At 50.5% G+C, this 20,620-nt stretch carries 18 protein-coding genes and 1 pseudogene; 9 read left to right on the top strand and 10 right to left on the bottom strand.

Features of this window, described 5'->3' with window-relative positions:
- Window positions 1-4 precede the first annotated feature (4 nt).
- Window positions 5-205 (bottom strand): hypothetical protein, encoded by a 201-nt coding sequence (locus tag ACZ5ZV_RS06740; protein WP_464120662.1) that lies wholly within the window; start codon window positions 203-205, stop codon window positions 5-7.
- Between the two features lie 110 nt (window positions 206-315).
- Here ACZ5ZV_RS06740 and ACZ5ZV_RS06735 point away from each other — a divergent pair, with 110 nt between their 5' ends.
- The 4 genes from ACZ5ZV_RS06735 to ACZ5ZV_RS06720 all read left to right on the top strand — a co-directional run bounded on the left by ACZ5ZV_RS06735 (window position 316) and on the right by ACZ5ZV_RS06720 (window position 3,361).
- A complete protein-coding gene (locus ACZ5ZV_RS06735) occupies window positions 316-1,203 on the top strand; it encodes an LVIVD repeat-containing protein (protein ID WP_464120661.1) in 888 nt (295 codons plus the stop codon).
- Between the two features lie 64 nt (window positions 1,204-1,267).
- Window positions 1,268-2,029, top strand: a complete 762-nt coding sequence (locus tag ACZ5ZV_RS06730; RefSeq protein WP_464120660.1) for a type IV pilus modification PilV family protein — start codon at window positions 1,268-1,270, stop codon at window positions 2,027-2,029.
- A gap of 13 nt (window positions 2,030-2,042) precedes the next feature.
- Window positions 2,043-2,324 carry a hypothetical protein gene (locus ACZ5ZV_RS06725; RefSeq protein ID WP_464120659.1) on the top strand — a complete coding sequence of 94 codons (282 nt, stop codon included), beginning with the start codon at window positions 2,043-2,045 and terminating at the stop codon, window positions 2,322-2,324.
- 110 nt (window positions 2,325-2,434) lie between these two features.
- Window positions 2,435-3,361, top strand: a complete 927-nt coding sequence (locus tag ACZ5ZV_RS06720) for a hypothetical protein (RefSeq protein ID WP_464120658.1) — start codon at window positions 2,435-2,437, stop codon at window positions 3,359-3,361.
- Between the two features lie 58 nt (window positions 3,362-3,419).
- On the opposite strand, the pseudogene ACZ5ZV_RS06715 reads toward ACZ5ZV_RS06720, so the two are convergent.
- The 6 genes and pseudogenes from ACZ5ZV_RS06715 to ACZ5ZV_RS06690 form a co-directional block, all read right to left on the bottom strand.
- Window positions 3,420-4,394 (bottom strand): annotated as a pseudogene (locus ACZ5ZV_RS06715) (serine hydrolase domain-containing protein); the annotation flags it as partial.
- A 168-nt stretch (window positions 4,395-4,562) separates the two neighbouring features.
- Window positions 4,563-5,153, bottom strand: coding sequence for a pyridoxamine 5'-phosphate oxidase (pdxH, locus tag ACZ5ZV_RS06710; protein WP_464120657.1), 591 nt, complete (start codon window positions 5,151-5,153; stop codon window positions 4,563-4,565).
- Window positions 5,153-5,848 (bottom strand): FKBP-type peptidyl-prolyl cis-trans isomerase, encoded by a 696-nt coding sequence (locus tag ACZ5ZV_RS06705; protein ID WP_011164968.1) that lies wholly within the window; start codon window positions 5,846-5,848, stop codon window positions 5,153-5,155. Before ACZ5ZV_RS06705 ends, pdxH begins: the two co-directional genes overlap by 1 nt.
- A gap of 129 nt (window positions 5,849-5,977) precedes the next feature.
- Window positions 5,978-7,126 carry a tRNA 2-selenouridine(34) synthase MnmH gene (gene mnmH / locus ACZ5ZV_RS06700; RefSeq protein ID WP_464120656.1) on the bottom strand — a complete coding sequence of 383 codons (1,149 nt, stop codon included), beginning with the start codon at window positions 7,124-7,126 and terminating at the stop codon, window positions 5,978-5,980.
- Window positions 7,116-8,168, bottom strand: a complete 1,053-nt coding sequence (selD, locus tag ACZ5ZV_RS06695) for a selenide, water dikinase SelD (protein ID WP_464120655.1) — start codon at window positions 8,166-8,168, stop codon at window positions 7,116-7,118. Before selD ends, mnmH begins: the two co-directional genes overlap by 11 nt.
- Complete coding sequence (locus ACZ5ZV_RS06690) at window positions 8,165-8,407, bottom strand: twin-arginine translocase TatA/TatE family subunit (RefSeq protein WP_464120654.1); 243 nt, start codon at window positions 8,405-8,407, stop codon at window positions 8,165-8,167. The genes selD and ACZ5ZV_RS06690 overlap by 4 nt, the downstream gene beginning before the upstream one ends.
- A 91-nt stretch (window positions 8,408-8,498) precedes the next feature.
- On the opposite strand from ACZ5ZV_RS06690, the gene ACZ5ZV_RS06685 reads away from it, so the two are divergent.
- The 5 genes from ACZ5ZV_RS06685 (at window position 8,499) to ACZ5ZV_RS06665 (ending at window position 13,458) form a co-directional block, all read left to right on the top strand.
- Window positions 8,499-8,900, top strand: a complete 402-nt coding sequence (locus ACZ5ZV_RS06685) for a hypothetical protein (protein WP_464120653.1) — start codon at window positions 8,499-8,501, stop codon at window positions 8,898-8,900.
- A gap of 35 nt (window positions 8,901-8,935) precedes the next feature.
- On the top strand, window positions 8,936-11,053 hold the full coding sequence (locus ACZ5ZV_RS06680) for an LTA synthase family protein (RefSeq protein WP_464120652.1): 2,118 nt from the start codon (window positions 8,936-8,938) through the stop codon (window positions 11,051-11,053).
- A complete protein-coding gene (locus tag ACZ5ZV_RS06675) occupies window positions 11,034-11,717 on the top strand; it encodes a response regulator transcription factor (RefSeq protein ID WP_464120651.1) in 684 nt (227 codons plus the stop codon). The genes ACZ5ZV_RS06680 and ACZ5ZV_RS06675 overlap by 20 nt, the downstream gene beginning before the upstream one ends.
- Window positions 11,695-13,152, top strand: a complete 1,458-nt coding sequence (locus ACZ5ZV_RS06670) for a sensor histidine kinase (RefSeq protein WP_464120650.1) — start codon at window positions 11,695-11,697, stop codon at window positions 13,150-13,152. The genes ACZ5ZV_RS06675 and ACZ5ZV_RS06670 overlap by 23 nt, the downstream gene beginning before the upstream one ends.
- 87 nt (window positions 13,153-13,239) lie before the next feature.
- A complete protein-coding gene (locus ACZ5ZV_RS06665; protein WP_464120649.1) occupies window positions 13,240-13,458 on the top strand; it encodes a hypothetical protein in 219 nt (72 codons plus the stop codon).
- 64 nt (window positions 13,459-13,522) lie between these two features.
- Here ACZ5ZV_RS06665 and ACZ5ZV_RS06660 read toward each other — a convergent pair whose 3' ends face one another.
- The 3 genes from ACZ5ZV_RS06660 to ACZ5ZV_RS06650 are packed head-to-tail and all read right to left on the bottom strand — an operon-like array spanning window position 13,523 to window position 20,579.
- Complete coding sequence (locus tag ACZ5ZV_RS06660; protein ID WP_464120648.1) at window positions 13,523-14,983, bottom strand: fibrinogen-like YCDxxxxGGGW domain-containing protein; 1,461 nt, start codon at window positions 14,981-14,983, stop codon at window positions 13,523-13,525.
- Window positions 14,984-15,001: 18 nt separating this feature from the next.
- Window positions 15,002-16,426: a fibrinogen-like YCDxxxxGGGW domain-containing protein gene (locus tag ACZ5ZV_RS06655; protein ID WP_464120647.1), complete on the bottom strand. Its 1,425-nt coding sequence runs from the start codon at window positions 16,424-16,426 to the stop codon at window positions 15,002-15,004.
- Between the two features lie 4 nt (window positions 16,427-16,430).
- A complete protein-coding gene (locus ACZ5ZV_RS06650) occupies window positions 16,431-20,579 on the bottom strand; it encodes a tail fiber domain-containing protein (RefSeq protein WP_464120646.1) in 4,149 nt (1,382 codons plus the stop codon).
- Between the last annotated feature and the right edge of the window lie 41 nt (window positions 20,580-20,620).

The raw sequence follows: 20,620 nt of genomic DNA, 5'->3' as shown, positions 1-20,620 counted from the left end.
GTCGCTAATCCCGCTTCCCGCGCAATCGAGCAAGGATGCGGGTGCGATTTCGTTCACTCAAAACAGTCTCACCAGACAACGCCCGCGACAGAACACTGGGGGCCACCCCAAAAAAAGTCGCCAGCGCCCGTAATGAATAGCGTGGATTTTTGGCGCGTCGACGCACAAGCTCTTCCCGGATATGCAACACTATTTCATCACTCATGCATAAAACTATGGCAAAGCTGAATTCAAGCCAAAGATGGCAATATTTATCTTGCTGACGAATCCACGGGCTTTAAGATCCTCAATGAGGCTTCCAAGAAATATCTCAAGTTGAACAAACCCTCAACGATCAAGAGCCTGAGTGCGCTTTCCACAACGGCCACTCGGGCGTATCTGGCGGACAGTTTCTTTGGCCTGATGGTCCTGGATAACACCAAACCCACACAGCCTGAGTATCTCACACGCATAGAATTGTATTCCATCGTGGCCAATCCCATTGAAGACGGTAACACCCTGTTTGTGGCCGACCAGTTTTTCCTAAAAGCATACAACATGACTGATCCCAAAAATCCGGTGGCTTTATCTCAAGTCTCGCGCATGGGGGACAGCAGATACCTGAACGACATCGTCAAATCCGGAAGTATCATTTATGCCATCGAATCAAATTCTCATCTCAGCCTTTACGACGCTTCCAATCCGGCGAATCTGACACCTGTGTCAACAACGGCCTATGCCGACATCAGAAGTCTTCATATCAGCGGCACCAAACTCTTAGCCGCAAGCCTCGGCACAGGTCTTAGGATTTTTGACATCAGCACACCGGCCAGTCCGACGCTGTTGGGAACTTACAACCCCCCCGGGACAGCTTATCATGCCATCCAAGATGGCAGCTTCGCCTACCTGGCTGACGGAGCCGCAGGCCTTCAGATTGTCGACCTGACTGATCCTGCCGCACCGGTGCTGACGGGCACCTACAACACCCCGGGAACTGCGCAACAAGTTGCAAAAAAAAGACAACTATGTGTTCGTAGCAGATGCTGCCCACGTGGAAATCGTAGACGTCGCCAATCCATCAGCGCCTGTCTTTCGATATATCAGACATCGAAAACATTCATCAATAAGGCTGAGGTTATCTATTGTGGCCGATATTACCGAGAACTTTTGGGTTTGCTGGAGATGTTCCCCTCTTTTTCACGAGGTTTGATTAATTTTTTTTAGCACTCTTTAGAAGCTCTTTCTTTTTCCCGATAACTAGACGTACAAGGAGCCCCGGGACTTAAATATGAATATCAAAAATCAGAGTGGTTTCAGTTTGATACAAGTACTTTTGTCGCTGGCAATTTTGGGAATTGCCGTCAGCGGCTTCATGACTCTGATAGCGAATAACTATAAACATGAAACAAACCTCAACACTTTACTTGAGGCCCGTGAACTTTCTGGTGAGCTGGTGGAGCTGAGCAAGTCCGCAAACTGCGGCATTGCCGACCTTGAAAACCCCATTCCCGTTAACTCAGACACCTGGGTGAACAATAAATTAATTGCCTTGAACAAAGGCATTTCCGGTCGCTTCCTGGAACTTAAAAACGGAGACTCTTACGGACGCTTTAAAATTGAAAGCATCAGTATTGCCCCCTACTATGACCGCAAAAACCGCAGTGATAAATACGTGGCCTTGGAAGGGGCGAATGCCACTGACTTTGCCAACAGCCGAATCATAAAAGGCTCATTGCGCCTGGATGCCACGGCACAAAACACACCGAAGTCTCCAATACGGGCTGCTGCCTTCTTCTATCTGGATAGTTCACGCAACAATATCATTGGCTGCACGGCCAGCCTTGAAAATACCGACCTTGCAGCAATTTGCTCCAGCTTTGGCGGTGCCTGGACCGAGTCCGAAGCCAAATGTCAACTTCCCTGCCCTCCGGGGCTGGATGAACAAAATGGTCTTTGTGTTGCCAAGAGTGTTGATGCCGACGGCGAAGATGTCTTCTGTCACGTTAACGAAAAATGCAATGTTGCAAATAAGTACATTCTAGGAATTTAAGAAGGAGAACCCCATGAAGCGCTCGATCGTGCTATTATTCATGCTTACTCCCCTGTCAGCGCAATCCGAGACCCTGACAGATGGAAGACCCAAAGACTGTTCTTATTCGGCATCCGTCAATGGTGCTGCTCGAACCCTCAGTGTCAGCTGCAATGACTTTGACCTGAATTACAAAAAAACTACGGCGGCGCCTGTGTCTTTAAAGACGGCAGCTGGCAATACGGAAATCTCAATTACGACTCTAAAGCCGGCAAACACAAATTCGTTGCCCGCCGAGTCTGCGATATCGGCGTAACGGTAGTACCCCCAGCCGATACGCTCAATATCAAATCACCTCGCATTGGCGATTATGTTGAAGGTAAAACCAACATCGTCAGTCTGACGAAAAAGGTCTACACGTCCCACTTGCAATCATCTCCGCTGAAAGCCAGCGAGTCCCCGCTTCTTTGCTATCGCAAGGAAAGTCGTGGTGTTTCTATGAATGCGGTGGCCTGCGCCCGCGAACCCAATGACCCCAATTACTGTGAATTCACTGTCACGCCGAACAAGTCCTATAAAGGCAACTGGTGGATGCAGTATCGCGGCAAGAACAAAACCAGTCCTGTAATCTGTCTGGGAGGAATCAAATCCACCGACACAGACACAGCTGCCAATTCCTATTCTGAGGACCAATTGCTAGTTAAGGTTTCAAGTAAGAGCAAAACCGAGCTTCTCAAGAATCTGCCCCAGCCCGCTCTTGGCAAGGGCAATCTTTTGGACTTTAAGATTGCCTCTTGCACAATCAACGACAAAAAACCTGTGCGCGTCGCCTGTCTGAATCAAGAGACAGCTGGTTTTGACCTGTGGGAGGATAACGCCGATCACGTCAGATCACAGCTAATGAAAGCCGGCAGCAGCAGCAAAGGTCTGCCGTCCAAAGAATTCAAAATCAGCAATCTGGAAAAAGACTTACGTATGTCAGCGAAACTCAAGACCATGACCCAGGAGCGCATTGCCGCCCTGGAAGCAGAGTTGAGCCAAACCAAACAAACTGTCGCTGACCTGAAGTTGGAACTGTCAGAAGAGGTTGAACAAAAAATTGCAGATCTGCGTGAAGCTAACGGTGAAAAGGTTCCTGTACGATCTACACCTGATATCCAAGCCGGTTATTGCAGCATCGACTGGAGTCCGGCAAAAGGCTTCGTGGATGGAAAAGTGCAGACCTTCAACGACAATGAACGCCTGAAAGGCGCTTATGTTTACTACAAGAAGTCCGGTTCCAAAACCCTGGACAAGGTCTATTGCGACAGTGTTGAAACAGTTCAAGAGACCGAGATTCAGGCACGCAAATAGATGTCCTGGAATTGTTAATGGCGAGGCCGGTGAAGAACCGCCTCGCTTTCGCATTTCACTACTTTGACGACTTCATCAAGTACTCCGCAACAGCCTGAAAGGCCGGCAATGTCGTCCCATCGTTAGCTGCGTTTGCGGCGACGGGGTGTGAGCCAAATCGTGCAATCACCAGCTCAGCTTTGGGATCTATATACAGAGCCTGCCCGTGAACTCCGCGCGCCATATAAGCTCCATGTGAATTATGGGTCACCCACCACATGCTTCGATAGGACCAACCCTGCAGATGATCATAGCCGGCTTTTTTAAACTTATCGCGATCCCCACCAGAAGCAATATTGGAAACGACTTTGGCTGGAAGCACTTGCTGACCCCACAACATCCCCTTGTTCCGCATCACTTCCCCGAAGCGCGCCAGGTCTCTTAATCCCAGATTCAATCCCCCACCGGCAAAAGGAGTTCCGATTGAATCCACCGTCATATAAGCATCCTGCTCTGGTCGGAGCGGTTTCCAGATCTTCTCGGAAATAAGCTCGGCCACGTTTTTACCACTGGCTCGGGCCAGGACCCATCCCAAGGCATCGGTGTTGGCTGTTTTATAGTGAAACTCGGCTCCGTTAACACCCTCGGGCTTCACCGTCTCCAAGAATTCATAATAGGTTCTTGGCCCTTGATAGTCCGCCCCTTTGGGCAGCGGATTTCCGGCTTTGGCATGCTGCCAGACTTCTGCCTTCGGGTCCGCGTAGTCTTCGCTGAAACGAATGGCCGTTGTCATATCCATCAAGTCCCGAACCCTGGCCTCTTTAAATCCAGAGCCTTTAAGCTCTGGCACGTAGGTGATAACAGGCTTCTCCGGATCAAGCACACCTTCAGCCGCCAGGATTTCTGCCACAGTCCCGACAAAGGACTTCGTCATGGACATGGCGGCATGCTGTCCTTCAACTGTCAAACTGCCCAGATACTTTTCATAAACAACAGTCCCTTTGTGCAAAATCAGGATGCCATCAGTGTAGTTTTTCAAAAGGCTCTTTTCCCATCATCGGGGAACGTTTGCGGCGCAACTTTAGCAAACCCTAAGGATGGAAAAATAAACACTATCAAGGCAAATATCGAACGACTCATATCATCCCCCCTGTAAGACACTAGTTAACCCGGTCCCAGAAAGAAGATAAAGACTTGCCGTCAAATAGGATAAATAACAGATTTACGGACTGCGCATCAGGCGGTTCCAGGAACCATCCGCTGTGCGCTGATAGATGTAGCGTTCATGCAAGCGACCGCCCAGACCGAACCAGAATTCAATTTCAGTGGGAATCACACGCCAGCCGCCCCAATGTGGTGGGCGTGGCACAACCTGACCGTCGAATTGCTTTTCGTACTCCAGGACCCGTCGCGACAACCAGTCAAGATCAGGGATTTCTTCGCTTTGGTGAGAAGCCCAGGCACCAATCTGACTAAGGCGCGCGCGTGTCGCAAAATAAGCATCGCTTTCAGCTGCAGTGATTTTTTCGGCTTTGCCAGTGATGCGGATTTGTTGCCAGATAGCTGGCCAGTGGAAGTTGAGGCACACCATCGGATGGGCCTCGATATCGCGTCCCTTATGGGAATTGTAGTTCCCGTAAAAAACAAAGCCCCCCTTGCTCACCTCTTTAAGATAGACGATGCGCACGGAGGGCACACCCTTTCCATCCACGGTGGCCACCGACATCGCGTTGGCTTCCGGGATTTGCTTAGCGACCGCCTCTTTCATCAGGCGGTCGAAATGCTCAAAAGGGTCTTTGCTGAAGTCGAACATTATTTCTTCTTCTTAGTGTCTTGTTTAACGATGTCGATCAACTCAACCTCGAACACAAGAACAGAGTTTGGTGGGATGCCTGGACGACCAGATGGACCGTAAGCCAACTCAGGTGGGATGAAAAGTTTAGCTTTGCCGCCAACTTTCATCAACTGAAGAGCTTCTGTCCAGCCTGGGATCACGCCACCCACTGGGAATTCAGCAGGTTGACCACGATCGTAAGAAGAATCGAACTGCTCACCGTTTGTCAAAGTTCCTTTGTAGTGAACTTTAACTACGTCTTCTTTTTTAGGAGAAGCGCCAGTGCCTTCTTTTTCAACGATGTATTGCAAACCGGAAGCCGTTGTTTTCACGCCCGCTGCAGATTTGTTTTTTTCCAGGAAGTCTTTACCAGCTTTAGCATTGCCTTCAGCTTGTTCCTGTTGTTTTTTCATCGCCATCTCTTGAAGCTTCATCATCGCAGCTTGCATGTCTTCTTTAGACATTTCGTTTTTGCCTGCTGCTGCATCTTTCAAAGCCATCGCCAATGCATCTGCATCGAAATCGATGTTTTGTTGTTTCAAGTTACCACCGATTTGCTGACCGATAGCGTAGCTCGCTTTTTTCATGTCAGTATCAAGCTTCACTTTCTTTTGGCATGCTGTTGTGAAGGCCATAGCCGCAACAACAAGACCACCAAGGACCAATTTATTCATGCTGTCTCCTCTTAAGGGGTTTGTTTTAAATACTAAAGGCTATATCTTGCGCCCGTTTCTTTTATTTTCAAATAGATAACGCGCAGAGAAAAGAAAGCTCCCGCCAGGCTCAGAAGCGGCCGATCGCGGTCACTTCTGACCAAGGGCAAGGATGTAATTTTCAGCGTCAGCGGCAGTTCCCTTAAACAGAACCTTCACCTGACGACGATCCAAAGATCCCAAATAAAGAGGGTCGTAGTAATACAGCAGCAACTTTTCTATCCACACTTTGTTACTGGAAAGATCCTGATGGTTCAGATAATCCTGCTGAGCCTTATCCAAATCCGCCATCACCTCCTGATGCCTTAGACCACCCAACTTCCGATGGATGGCCATGGTCGAGCGACGGTACTTATCAAACACCTGCAACGCTTCACCTCGAAGGATGTCTTCCTCCTCCTGACAGCGTGGCAGTGACTGGACACTCAATCCAATCGCCGTTTTATGGATATAGTCATCGAAAACATTCTCAACCCGCACGGACATGGGTTCATCAATCCACACCACCGAGGACGCGCGAAGTCGAATAAAGAACGTCGCTGGCTGATAGATACGCCCGATCAGGCGACTTTCATCCTCCACCAGAGGTTTGATTCCCCCGTTAATTTTGTCCTCAAGAAGCATCAGTTCCCGAGCCAGCTGATTTTCATAGTCAATTTGGGTGGGCTGCTCTGCCTCCATAGCCCCGAAGGCGGAACCTCGGTGGCGAGCCAAGTGCTCCAGATCCAGGACCGGGTACCGCTTCCGCAGACGATGCAACAGATGGGTCTTTCCACTGCCCGTCGGCCCCGACAGCGCAATCATTTCGTGACGAACAGAAAACTCATCAATTTGTTTGATCAAAAAATTTCGCGCAGCCTTATAGCCTCCGGCTATCAAGGGGACTGAAACCCCGGCATCCTGCAACCATTGCCGTGCAATCTGCGAACGCTTGCCACCACGAAAACAATAAAGAACCGCATCGGGATGTTTTTCAAAAAAATCCTTCCAGCCCTTCACGCGCTCTTCTTTAATGGCGCCTGAAACCAACGCATGCCCCAGACGGACAGCCGCATCCTGACCTTCGCGCTTGTAGGTGGTTCCCACACTAGCCCGCTCCTCATCGTTCATGATGGGCAAGTTCACGGCACCAGGCAGGCTGCCCTGCTGAAACTCAACAGGAGCCCGCACATCCACCAGCGGAATGTTCCGGAAAAAAAGTTCTTTGAGTTGATCGGGCTTGATAGTCTTAAGGCTCAAAAATCACCGCTTTATCTTGCAGGGGTAAAACCTCTCCAATGATCTCAGCAGATTTAAACTTGGCACGCAAGGCCTGAACCATCTCCCCACTTACAGCCGCAGAAACAGACAGCAGCAGGCCGCCGCTGGTCTGAGGGTCGTGAGTCAAAAGTTTGTGAAGGTCATCGACCTGCATAAAGCTCACATCTTTTTCAGTGTACTGGGCGTTGGATCGGTGCGCCTTGGTCAGGAAACCTTTTTCCAAAAAGGACAACGCCTTCTGAAAACGAGGCAGCTTCCCTAAAGAAATACGCAGGCTGACTTTGCTGGCCTTCGCCAGTTGCATCGAATGTCCGGACAAACCAAAGCCCGTGATATCCGTTGCGGCGTGAACTTCCTTTTGCAAAGCCGGAGTCATAAAATCCACCGCATTATTGACTGTGGCCATACTGACCAAAGCCTCCATGATATCTTCTTCCGTGGCTTCCTGACGTTTCAAACCAGCCGTCAAAGTCCCGGTTCCCAAAGATTTGGTCAGGATAAGATGATCCCCGGGACGAGCCCCGGCGTTGGACCATACAAACTGAGGGTTCACAAACCCCGTCACGGCAAGACCGAATTTTAAAGTGTCATCATCAATGGAATGCCCGCCCACAAAATTGGCGTCAGCTTCGGCAATCTTATCACTCGCCCCCTGCATGACTTCAACGATGACCTCAGAAGGCATCGTCGCAATCGGGAACGCCAGAATTCCCATCGCTGTTTTGGGCTTCCCGCCCATGGCGTAAACATCACTCAGCGCATTGGCTGCCGCAATTTCACCAAACAGTTTCGGGGTGTCGACAATAGGAGTGAAAAAATCAAGAGTTTGAACGAGAGCGACCTCATCGTTCACTTTATAAATCGCCGCATCATCAAACAGCCCCCCGTCCACCATCAAGGCCGGATGAGCCGCAGGGAACTTCACCTGCTGCAAAATGCTTCTTAACTCGGAGGCGGCCACCTTCGCGGCACAACCTCCCTTTTGCACAGTCTGAGTCAGGGCGATTTTAGAAGAGCTCATGACTGCTTGTGAGAGTCTTTTTTCTCTTCAGTTTGAGTCTGCTCATTCATCGGCTTTTGCTGATTCTGAGTGATCTGCTGTTTCACTTCACGCTCTTCGTTCGGGTCCTCGCTCAGGCCTTTTTTGAAGCCGCGAATGGATTCACCCAAAGAACGTCCCAAATTGGGAAGTTTGCTTGGCCCAAAAAGAAGCAAAGCGATGCCGCCGATAAGAAGAATTTCAGTCCAACCCAAATTCATAAGGTCTCCTCGTTAGATCCCACAAACCCTAGCATAAGGCCTATTGCGCGGCAACAAAAGGACGTGCATTATATTGAAAAGGGGAAATACAATGCTGAGTTTCATCATGATTCTGTTTCTCACGGGTGATGCGCAGGCCCAAAGCAAGAAAATGAACACCTCTATCTATGAGCAAGAGGCCGAACCCGAAAAGTCGGAAAGCTTTTCCGCCAAAGTTCGCGTCGTGCGTGAAATTTCCGAAGAAGTCGAAGTCTTTTTCGAAGGCGACAAAGCCAAGGGCGCCTATGTCGTCCCCCGCTCTTTGCCGCAATATGGCGCAACCTTGAAACTCCTGGAAAAGTCGCGAAAACCCGGCGGCCCGGCGGTCTCAGTCACTGCCGACGGCGATAAACGCATTAAGTCTGTTGAGGCCGTTCAGGGCGACAAAGGGGGCGGATTCCAGGTCCCCGAAGATCCGAACCAGAAATGGGATTTCGGTAAAATTCCAGATTGATCCTGAGCCCGGGAAGTGAGACTTTCACTTCCTCAATGAAAAACGTACGGGCACAGTGGTTCAATCAGTCGTGGCTTTATCTTAAACGCATTCTGATCGTGAATGTGGTTTTCCTTTTTATTGGATTCCTGTGGCGCTGGGCCTTCATGCTGACCTTCGGGGATTCCCGTGAGTTGGCCCCGCTTTCAGGAGATGTCTTTAAAGCCTTCGTCCTGGGAGCTCGCTTTGATGGAACCGTTCTTTTTTACATCAACGCCATTCCCCTGCTCCTGCTTTTGCTTTTCAGCCTCTGTTCCTTCTGGAAGGGCTTTGCTGGGATTCTGAATCCCCTGTTTTCCCGATTTTCCCGATTTCTGATCCCGTACTACACGGTGATGCTTTTCATCGTGATGTTTTTCTCGGCTGTGGATTTTGGCTTCTACAGTTTCTATCAGGACCGCATTAACGTCCTGATCTTTGGTTATTTCGAAGACGACACGTGGGCTTTGACAAAAACCATGTGGAGCAACTATCCGGTGGTTTGGATCTTCCTGGGCTTGTTCCTTTTCACCTATCTTCTCTGGAAGGGACTCAAGGTCAATTTCACCCAAGGAAAAGAATGGTGGCCCGCGGGCGTCCAGAAAATTTCTTATCCGATTTTTGTCCTGTTTTTCTTTGTGCTGTTTGTCCTTAATGGCATTGGGGCGCGGGGCTCTTTGGCGCTGTTCCCTTTAAGCGAAATGGACACGGGCATTTCCAAGAGTATCTTTGTCAATCACCTCAGCTTTAATGGGGTGCGTGCCCTGACCCGTGCCATTGAACTGAAGTCGCAGCAAAACTCCAAATGGGACAGCAATCTTCGTCATTACGGGTATGGTGAAAACTATCGCAAAGCTTTTGCCGATTTCTATCAGATTTCTGAAGAACAGGTTCCGACAGATCCCCTGCAACTGATGAAGAAAACAACACCGAAGAACGCGTGGGCTGAAAAAACTCGTCCCCATGTCGTGCTCTTGGTCATGGAGTCCATGGGGGCCTACTGGTTTAACTACAATCAACCCGACTTCAATCTCCTGGGGGATTTTGAAAAACATCTTCAGCAGGACACCTATCTGACCCATTTTTTGTCCAGCACCAATGCCACCATTGGCAGCTTAAGCTGTCTCATGATCGGCTCCCCCCAAAGACCCATCAGTGAATTCCTGACAGAAAGCAGCTATCTGCAGGTGCCTTTCCGCTCCAGTCCCGCACGAGTGTTTAAAAGTGCTGGCTACAAGGCTCGTTTCCTTTACGGAGGCAATCCAGGCTGGCGTGAGGTGAATAAATTCGCCTTCCAACAGGGCTTTGACGCCGTCGATGGCGAAAATGAAATCGCCGAAGGTCTTGGCGAAATCAAAGAAAAACACGATTGGGGTATCTACGATGAAGACCTTTTCAATTATGTGTTGAAGACTCTGTCCGACGCCAAAGAACCGCAGTTCTTGCTGACCATGACCACAACCAACCATCCGCCTTATCAACTGCCCAGCACTTATCAGGCTCCACCCCTGAACGCTCCGACAGAGCTGAAGAATCGTTTGATTGGCGATGCCGCACTGGCGGAAAAACGTTTTAAGACCTATCGATACTCTTCGGACAAACTGGCCGAGTTCATGACCAAACTCAAGAACTCACCGCTAAAAGACAAAGTGATCGTCGCCATTACCGGAGACCACACCTTCTGGATCGTGAACTTTACCGAACAGGAACTTCTGCAAAAAGGTTCTGTGCCGTTCTATCTGTATCTGCCAGACGCCATCCGTAAAAAGTTGGACCCGGAAGCCTTCGGTTCTCAATCAGACATCCCCCCCACCCTGTACAATCTGGCTTTGTCCGAAACACCGTACTATTCTTTGGGGCGTGATCTTTTTGACAAGACCGGGGATTTTGCCGTCAACAACTCCGGCCTGATTGTGGATCGGAGCGGCGGTGTATTGACTTCCGGCAAAGCTGAAAATGACCAGCCATTGGATTGGGAGGGCTCTTACGAGCGCCTTGTTCGCGGTGAAAATACAGAGCACAAAAAGCAATTGGCCGTGAAATACAAATCATTGATGAGTATTTTGGATTACTATTTCATGAAGGAAAAACAAGATCAGAAAGGACCCGTAGACCATGCGGATTCTAGTCGTTGAAGATCAAGTAAAGATGGCGAACTTCCTGAAGCAGGGCCTTAATGAGGTCGGCTATGCTGTTGATCTTGCCGAAAGCGGATCTGCGGCGGAATCATATCTGGCCCAGGGGGATTACGATCTGGTGATTCTGGATGTGATGCTGCCCGATCAAAGTGGTATCGATACGGCCCGCCACATCCGTCGCGACGGGTTTGAAGGACCCATTCTGATGCTGACGGCCCTTTCCACCACCAAAGACAAAGTTCACGGTCTTGACGCCGGGGCAGATGACTATTTGACGAAGCCCTATTCCTTTGACGAACTTCATGCCCGGGTGCGCGCACTTTTACGTCGTAAAACGCCTTCCAACGGTGGGGCTTCCAACGTACTGAAATATGCCGATCTGGAATTGGACCTGATTCAACGCAAAGCTCGCAGGGCCTCTCAGGACATCTCGTTAACCTCCAAAGAGTTCGCACTGCTGGAATATTTCATGAGAAATCCAGAGCGGCCCCTGGGGCGCGTTTCCATCGCTGAACATGTCTGGGACATTCACTTTGATTCTGAAAGCAATGTGATTGATGTCTACATCAATCTGCTGCGCAAAAAAATCGATGCTCCATTCCCAAAACGTCTGATCCACACGGTGGTGGGAACTGGCTATGTTCTTAAAGAAAATTCGTAATTTTCTTTCCAGCTTCAGCATCCGCCTGCGCCTGTCGCTGATCTTTGTTCTGATCTTCGGGACAACGACGGTGTTCTTTAATATGTTCCTGTTCCAAATGATGATCGACAACCTTCAGCAGGACTTTGACGATGCTTTGTTCAACTACTGCGTGGATGTTTCTGACGGGATCGAAATTGGCATCAAGGGGGACTTAAGCTTTCCCCCTTTGCGCCTGGATCATGGTAAAATCCTGCCCTTCCCTTTGGGTACGGCGCTGATCCAGGTCCGCCACAGTTCCGGTGCCGTCCTGGCCCGCGTGGGGAACTTCGGTGAATTCAACCCACCCTACAAGAAGGATTTTGAACGCATCTGGAAGGGCGAAGAAGCCACCTATCGCACGATTGAACACATCCGCAACATCCCATCTGCCGAAGCGGATTCCTATCGCCTGATCTCTTTCCCCTTGGACAATGCCGCCAAACCTCAGTTGTTGCTTCAGATCGCCGTCCCCATGACGTTGCTGGAAACCCAGATCCAAAAACGACTGACGCTGATGCAACTGGGTATTCCCATGGTCCTGATTGTGGCCACCTTAGGCGGACTGTTTCTTTCGGCGCGTGCGTTGAAGCCTGTGAACAATATTATTCAGATCACCAAAGAGATCAAAGCCAGCGAGCTTTCTAAACGAGTCCCCGTGCCGCATGCTAACGATGAAATCAAACAGCTCTCCTTGACGTTGAATGAAATGCTGGATCGTATTCAACAGGCCTTTATGAGCCAGGAGCGTTTCGTGGCCGATGCGTCTCATCAGCTTCTGACCCCTTTAACAATCATGCGGGGTGAGTTAGAACTGTTGCAAAAAGCCGAACATCGTGACGTGGATCAGTTTATTAAAAGCGCTTTGCAGGAAGTGGACAGTCTGTCCAGTATCGTTCGGGAAATGCTTCTACTGGCACGCGTGGATGCCGGGATTGGAGCCATGAATCTGCAGGATTTGAACTTTGATGAGCTGGTCTTTGAAGCGTTGGCTCGTTGTGAAAAGCTGGCCCAATCCAAAGACATCAAACTGAAGGTCACAATCAACAACGAACCTGGCGACGACCACCGTCTGATTCGCGGCGACAATGATCTGCTGGAAAATCTTATTGTGAATATCGTGGAAAATGCCATCAAGTACTCTCCCAATAATGAGGTGGTCTCTATCACTCTGAATCACGGATCAGGACACTCGGCCTTGATTGTTGAAGACAACGGTCCGGGTATTCCTGAAGAACAACTGCCGCTGATTTTTGAACGCTTCTCGCGCGGTTCGAACATGGAGCCAAAAGTTAAGGGCTTTGGTCTGGGTTTAGCGATCGCACAAAAAATCGCCATCCTTCACAGCGCTAAGCTAAGTGCTGAAAATCACTTGGGGTCCGGTGCGAAATTCACTTTTGAAATTAAAAACATTTAATTTGTTTTTAATTAGGGTTTTAACCTCGTTTGTTAGGCTTTCCGTGTTCCGTAATTGAAGCTAACAAAGAACCATTAGGAGGTTACTATGAAATTCGCTTCTATCTTGATGTCTATCGCTTTTGCTGGTGTTGTTGCTCACGCTAACGAAACAGCTCCTGCTGCTACAACGACTGCTCCAGCTGCTCCTGCTGCTGAAACTGCAAAAGTTGAGAAAAAAGCTGCTAAGAAAAAGCACGCTAAAGAAGCTGCTCCTGCAGCGGCTGCAGCTCCTGCTGCACCTGCAACAGCTCCTGCTGGTCACTAATTCCTGCTTCACAGCAAGAATGTGATAAAGGGAACCTTCGGGTTCCCTTTTTTATTTAGGTCCACTATTTCACCCAAAGCTCCACTCGGGGCACTCCCACACCAACACCTGCAACATCTTCAGAAGCTGGCAACCCCGGAGGCGTCGCGCCCCAATTGACTGTTTTTGCACCCACACTATAAAACCAGTTTATATGATTTACAGATCCATCAGCTAGAGTGTCAGCACCACCATTGTACTCCAACCCACCCCAGAAGTTACTGGTGGACTCAATAGCCACGGCCGTATAGCCGGCAACAGGCGATGTTGTGAAGTTACTGGTCTGTGTCCACCAGTTGCGTTTCGTGGAGGTTCCTGGCCAGTTGATTCTTAGCTCCAGCTTTCCGCCACGATAGAATCCGGCCAAACGATTCAGAATAGAATATTTTTTTGCCAAAGGCGTGCCCGAATTGGCATTCAAGGCTTCAGCATCACTGGCAAACACACCCGCTACGGAATAGTCATGATACAGGATCCGTGTCCAGCCACCACCGTCTGTGGTCATGTCACAGTAAACGGGAATCTTCGTCCCGGTGTTACCAGGATCAATCGTATAAAGACCATTTCCAATAGAAGCCCCCGCATCCAAAATGGCTTTGCAGGAATTGTAGTTCGTCACAGTGTCATCTTCTTTGATCCACAAGTTGACTTCACTCACTCCAACGTTACTGCCCAGGACTGGACTTGCCATGGGTATCCCCGCCGGGGTTCCATAGGCGACCGTGGAACCGATGGCGTACCACCAGTCCGAACGCTGCGCTGATCCGTCCAACAAGGCTTGATTCGAATTCGCCGGTCCATGAGTTCCATTACCAAGCTCCAACCCATTCCAGTAGTCTGAGTGCAGATTCACTGCAATTGGAACAACCCCGGCAGTGACGACGTCACTGGTGGGATTTGTGGTTTGTAACCAGATGTTTTTTTGCGTGTATCCTGGCCAAGTCTGGCGGAAGCGGTATTTTCCATTCGCCACAAAATCACCAATCTTGTTAATGACTGAATAAAGATTCCCCGTTGGAGCGGCCGTATTCTTGCTAAGTGCATCGGCCGTGTTTGCGAAATACCCTCCAGCGATATTATGACGGAAGATACGCGTCCACCCGCCTCCGTCGGTAGTCATGTCACAAGAAACCTGATACTGGGTATTGCCTCCCACGCCATCCGAATCAATTGTATAAACTCCGTCTGCGGGACTTCCCAGAGTGTCTTTGATCTCTTTGCAGGATTTGGGGTAGCACTGAGTGGCGACGATAAAAGCCGGCTTACTGGCAGCAGTGAAAGCATTCCACTCGGTGCTGGTTTTCGTGGGTACAAATAAGTCACTGGAGGCATGATTGTTTTGAATATAGTAACAGGACCCTTCTGCGCCATAGGGCAGATACAGGCGCAAAGAGCCACTAAAGGGAATACGATACCCTTCGCTGAGAGTGTTGATTCCCAGAAGGAATGGCACCGTAACAATCATCATGGCTATACGCAGTTTCATATTCAATCACGTCCCATTCTAACGAAGATAGAACTTAAAGCTACAAGCATTCCCCTTGCCACTGTAACAGACTTCCGTGGCTTTGTAGGCAGGAACGATCCCTTCATTCCCCGAGTTAAAGGCGATATTAAAAGCGTCGGAACTGTTGTAGTGGTCATTGGCAGTCTGCCCTGAGCATCCGGCCGTGCGACTGGTATGGCGAAGATTGCCGGTGCATTTGGCAGTATTATAGTCCCAGTTTCCTCCGGCCAGATCAATGATCGGCGCACCACCGTTGTACGACGGTGAAACAAACATCGCATCAGTTGTGTTGACGGCTATCGAGAAAGCTTCCGCATTGATTGAAGCTTGCTGGACCAATGTGTGTTTGCCAGCATTGGTCAGACCGTAGGTATTCACAAAGAAATCATTCGGAGTCGTGCCGGTCACAGCACCATTGGAATAAGCCACCAGTGTCCATCCCCCACCTGAAGTGGTCATGTCACAATAGACTTCATAAGGAGCTGTCGCCCCGGCTCCATCAATATCGATGGTGTAAATGCCATCCCCTTTGGAAGCCCCGGCGGCCAGAATGGCTTTACAAGAATTATAGATTGTGTGCGTGTTGTCCTCGCGAATCCACAGATTCACTTCAGGAACACCGTGACTGGCACCCAGCACATCTGACGCCGGCAGACCCGGTGGCGTCGATCCCCAAACAACATAGGCACCCACAGCATAATACCAGTTGGCGTGATTGACCGAGCCATCTAAAAACGAAGATGTCGAGGCCGGACCATGCGCCCCGTTAGACAGTTCCAGCCCACCCCAATAGTTCGAATACCCTTGCACGAACTCGGTCGTGTAGCCCGCGACATTCACATCCGCCGTGGGATTGGTTGTTTGAAACCAGATGTTTTTTAGCGCCTCACCCGGCCAGGTCAGCCGAAAGTGATATCGATTGCCTGAGGTCTTAAAATTATCAATCCGATTTAAGATCGAATGAAGATCGGCCGTGGGATCTGAAGCATTCTTCGTCAATGCATCTGCAGCATTGGCAAAATAGCCTCCCGCAATGTTATGTCTGAACAATCGGGTCCAGCCTCCGCCATCGGTAGTCATGTCACAATAGACGGGAAATGGAGAACTGCCTGTGGGATCCACGTAATAGACACCATCCCCTTCAGAGCCATTGTTATTCAAAATGTCCAAACACGAGGTGCAGCTTCCCAAGGTCACACCGGCGGGCAGGTTTGAACGGAAAGCCGTCCATTCAGCCGCAGCTTTGGTGGGCACGAAGAAGTCTTTGGTAGCATTGGCATTGATGACCTTCTTGCAGACATTGTGCGCGTTGATGGCTTTGGTCGTCGAACGATTGACCCGATGACCCGTGTCCTGGGTGTTCAGCGCCAAAAGCAAGGGCGCTGTTGCAAGTATGAGGAAAATCTTCCGTCCATGTCTCACAGGTTTATTTCCCCTTCAAAAGGGCCTGTTCCAGACGCTCCAAGCGCTGTTTCAAATCCTGGTTTTCTTTCTCAAGCTGCTGCATGCGAACCTCAGAGTATTGCTGAACACTGGCCAGTCCGCGAGACACCGTGGCAATCTGGCTTTGACAAAGTTCTTTGTCCGCCAGGCGCTCGGCATGTTCCTGCTTAAGAGCTTCAACCAAAATGGCCGTGATATTGCCGTACTGAACTGATTTATAGCCCGACACTTTGTCTGTCTTCACCAGATCCGGATACACAGCTTCGACTTCCTGTGCGATGAAACCGACGGTTTTTTCTTCGTTGTTCTTCCAAACGAAGTTCACCCCACGAAGTTTCAGAAGTTTTTCCAGGGCCTGAGGCAGGGTCACCACGTCTTTTTTCAGACGAGCGTCTGAGGTGTAAAGATAGGACGCGGCCTTGATATTGCCAGTGACTTCTAAAGCCTCGCTGGGTGCCGCATTGCCAATACCCACTTTTCCATCATAAGTGACCACCATGCGATCAACACTGTTGTGCTTAATTTCTAACAAGTTTGAAATGTTGCCGGTCTTGCCATTCAAAACCAACAACCGACCCCCGAAGTTTCCATTTCCGATAGTCAGCATTGGCACTGTTGAGTTGGAATTTGTATCCATCGTGATTCGTCCCGCCCAGTCCACCGACATAATATCGGTCCCATCAGCTTTGGAGACTTTAAATGGAGCCTCTGACACCTTCTGACGAACGTGCAGAGTAGAGCCTGGGGCATTTGTCCCAACACCCAAGTAACCTGTGGCAGAGATTCTGACTTTTTCGACATTATTGGTATCAAAGATGATGGCTCCGTTGACACCGTTGCTGACGAACAGGTCATTGGATCCGCCGCTGCTATACCCCAGCGTTCCCATCCAACTGCCGTTGCGAAGCATATCTATCGAAGGGATTCCGGAGGCAACACTATCCAATTTTAGAGAAGCCACCGTCGTCGCATCTGCTTTGATCGTCAACATCCCGTCAGTCGTCGGGCTTTGACCAATGCCAATCCGGCCCGCGCTATCCACTGTCATTCTTGCGGCGCCATTCGTTTCCAAAATCAACGAGTTGGCGGAGTTGGTCCCCAAGGTGGCGTCCGCACCAAAGTTGTTTCCACCATTCACAAAGACATCCGTAAGTCCATACCCTGCAGCCGTTGTGGGATTTGTTCCCGCCGTCACACGACCATAGGCATCCGTCGTAACCGAACGATAAGTTCCTGCCGTGCCGACAGTTGGCAGATCTGCCGAGGCAATCGCACGGAACGCCGGAGCGCCCGCACCACCCGACGCCGGTCCCGCAAAGAATGAGTTCTGCGCCTGGTTGGCAAAGTTAGCCGCGGTCACAGAGATCGACTGACACAGGAACGTGTCGGTCGCGGCATTATAATACATCGTCTGAGAAGCTGAGCACGCCGTGCTGGCAAACACACCACCAAAAGGGGTGATCGTTGAACGCAAATCCCCCAGTTGCAGGAAGGACGGTGCATATTGGGTCGTGCCGTTATAGCGAAGCACCTGCCCTGCTGCCGTAGGCGCTGTGGCACTGACCGCCGTTCCTTGAACTTTGGTCACCGTGAACGCGCCCGCATTGGTCATGCTTACATCACCTGAAGGCGCCACAGCTGTGGCCACACTGGATGCATTACCCACACGGATATTGCCCGGAGCCAATGTCGCAGAAAGTTTATTATTGAAAGTCGTCCAGTCCGCAGAGGACAGATAGCCGTTCTGAGTCCCGTTAGCCACCTGAATGCCGATGTTCGGCGCGCTGGCTGTTCCGGAATTCACAATCGGAGACGTCACGGCCACACCGGAGGTCACCGCCGGAGTTGTCCATGATAAGTTACCACTGGCATCCGTCGTCAGAACTTGATTGGCACCGCCCACGGCTGCCGGGAACTTCAGAACATAAGAAGTCGTCACGGTCGTCGGAGCCTGCAAGGTCACCGTGTTAGAACCTGAATCACGCAACACCACAGATCCCGCGCTTATAGCGCCGGCGGCAAAATTACCGGAAACATCCCGTTTCACGATCGTGCTGGCCGTATTCAAATTTGTCGCGGCATTTGCTGCCAGTGTTGCCGTATTCACATTGGCCGCCGAAGAACCACCCACGGAATTCACCGTTGCACTGACAGCTCCGTTGCCAGATGCGGTCACATCCCCGGTTAAAGAGGTGATCGTCCCACCTGCACCTGCCGAAGAAGCAATCGCCACCCAGGCCCCTGAGTTGTATTGATAAATAATCTTTGTGTCCGAAGCAAAATAGATCGCCCCTGCTGCCGGAGAGGCCGGTTTTGCCGCATCCGTGCCGGACTGAATACTTGGTGAACCTCCGGCATTGGAAACCAATGCGTCCGTGATTCCATAACCCGAAAGCGTTGTGGGTTTACCGGAAGTGATTTTTGACCAATCCAAATTAGGAATGTCACCTGCCGCAAGTCCCGTCGCTGCCGTCACACGTCCTTTGGTGTCGTAAGTGATCTTAGTGCCCGTACCACCAGCACCAATTGCTGCCAACGTAGGACTTGGATAAGTGCCACTCAAATCCCCACCAGCGGCTCCGGAGGGAGCACGGGAATTTGTTAAACGAGTGTCATTGCCCAAGACCACTTCCGCGGCCGCGGCATCACCAGCCGCCGGAGCATTTTTCACCGCCGCAGTTCCCAGCCCCAAGTTGGTTCGTGCCGTTGCTGCTGTCGCGGTCAATTCGCTTAGATTATTTGCGGGATTTAGCGGTGTAAAGCCCAGAGCATTTTGTTTTCCGTTAAAGACAATCCAGTCACTGGCTGACAAATAACCGTCAGTGGAGTTATCCGCTTTGGTAATAGAAATCTGCGGTGTCGTTCCACCATTGGTGACAGACAAAGGTGCGGTGGCAGAAACATTCGTCACCGTACCACCGGCATTGCTGTCATTGGAGGCAACCCATTTCCCCGAGGCGTTGAACTTCAACACCTGACCTGTGGTTGGCGCTGCTGTGAAGTCCAGATCATAGCCTTTGATTTTTTCAACCACCGTGGCACCTTGTGTGCCCGTGACATCCCCCGCAAGGCTTCCTGTGAAGTTGGCTGAAACAGAAGCTGACCCCACCGCCAACGAGGTTTGATTGGCACAAGTCCAGCCTGTGCCGGCATTCCAGACCATCACCTGGCCCGCAGAACAATAGAACGGCTCCAGTGTATCACCCGTCGCAGAATCGGTTTTCACAAGACGGTTGATGCCCGGATTAGCAAAAAGTTTTGCCGTTGAAATCGCCTGATCCGCAATCTTCACTGTAGTCACTGCATTGTCAGCCAAGCCCGGATTGGGATATGTGCCGGACAAAGCACCACCAGCGGTTCCTGACGGAGTCCGGGCATTCGTAAATCGCGCATCATCTCCGGCCGCAACAGTGCCTGACGTTGTGCCGACATTCAAAGTGATCATAGGATTCACGGTGTCGGCTGAGACCGTCAAATACGGGTTGCTTCCCGCGGAGGCAGTCACAGTTTTGACGGTGCCGCCGCTGGCTCCCGCCACGGCCGCACAACCAAATTCCTTGTTGATCGCATCCCAGGTCAGGAAGCTGCCTGAGTCACAACTCAAGTTTCCGTTCACTTCGGTTTTCATGACAAAGTCAGAAGCGACATTGGAGCCCAACTTCGCCGCAGAAGCCGCGAAGCCAGAAAAAGGAACGGTGCGAATCTCACTGTCAGGTGAAATCGTGTTCCACTGAGCTCCATCATAAAAACGTACACGCAGGAAGCGACCATCGGTCAGGCCTGGGTTGTAAGGTGAATTCCCATCACACACCAAAGGCAAAGCATTGTTGAACGCATCTAAAATGGTGAAACTCGGATTGCTTCCGCCCGGATAGTTGTGCGCACTTCCGATTTTCACATCGAAGACACCGCCGGAATTCACCATGTTGACGTTATTGAGCTGCTCTCGATACAAAACGCAGGTCTTGTTCGGAGCTAGCACCGTAAACTCGAACGCGACGGCCGCATATTCCAGCGGTTGCCCGTTACTTTTGACGATACGGCCTTGATAGGTTAAGGCTGCAGGTGCCGCGTGGGCTGCCTCGAAGCCGAAAATGATAAGGAGTGCAGTAAACGTTCCTTTTAGTCCCATGTACTAAGTATCGGAACATTTTAATGGTTTTTTAATTACAC

The sequence above is a fragment of the Bdellovibrio sp. HAGR004 genome (assembly GCF_055397015.1).
This window is presented reverse-complemented; position numbering and strand designations above follow the sequence as displayed.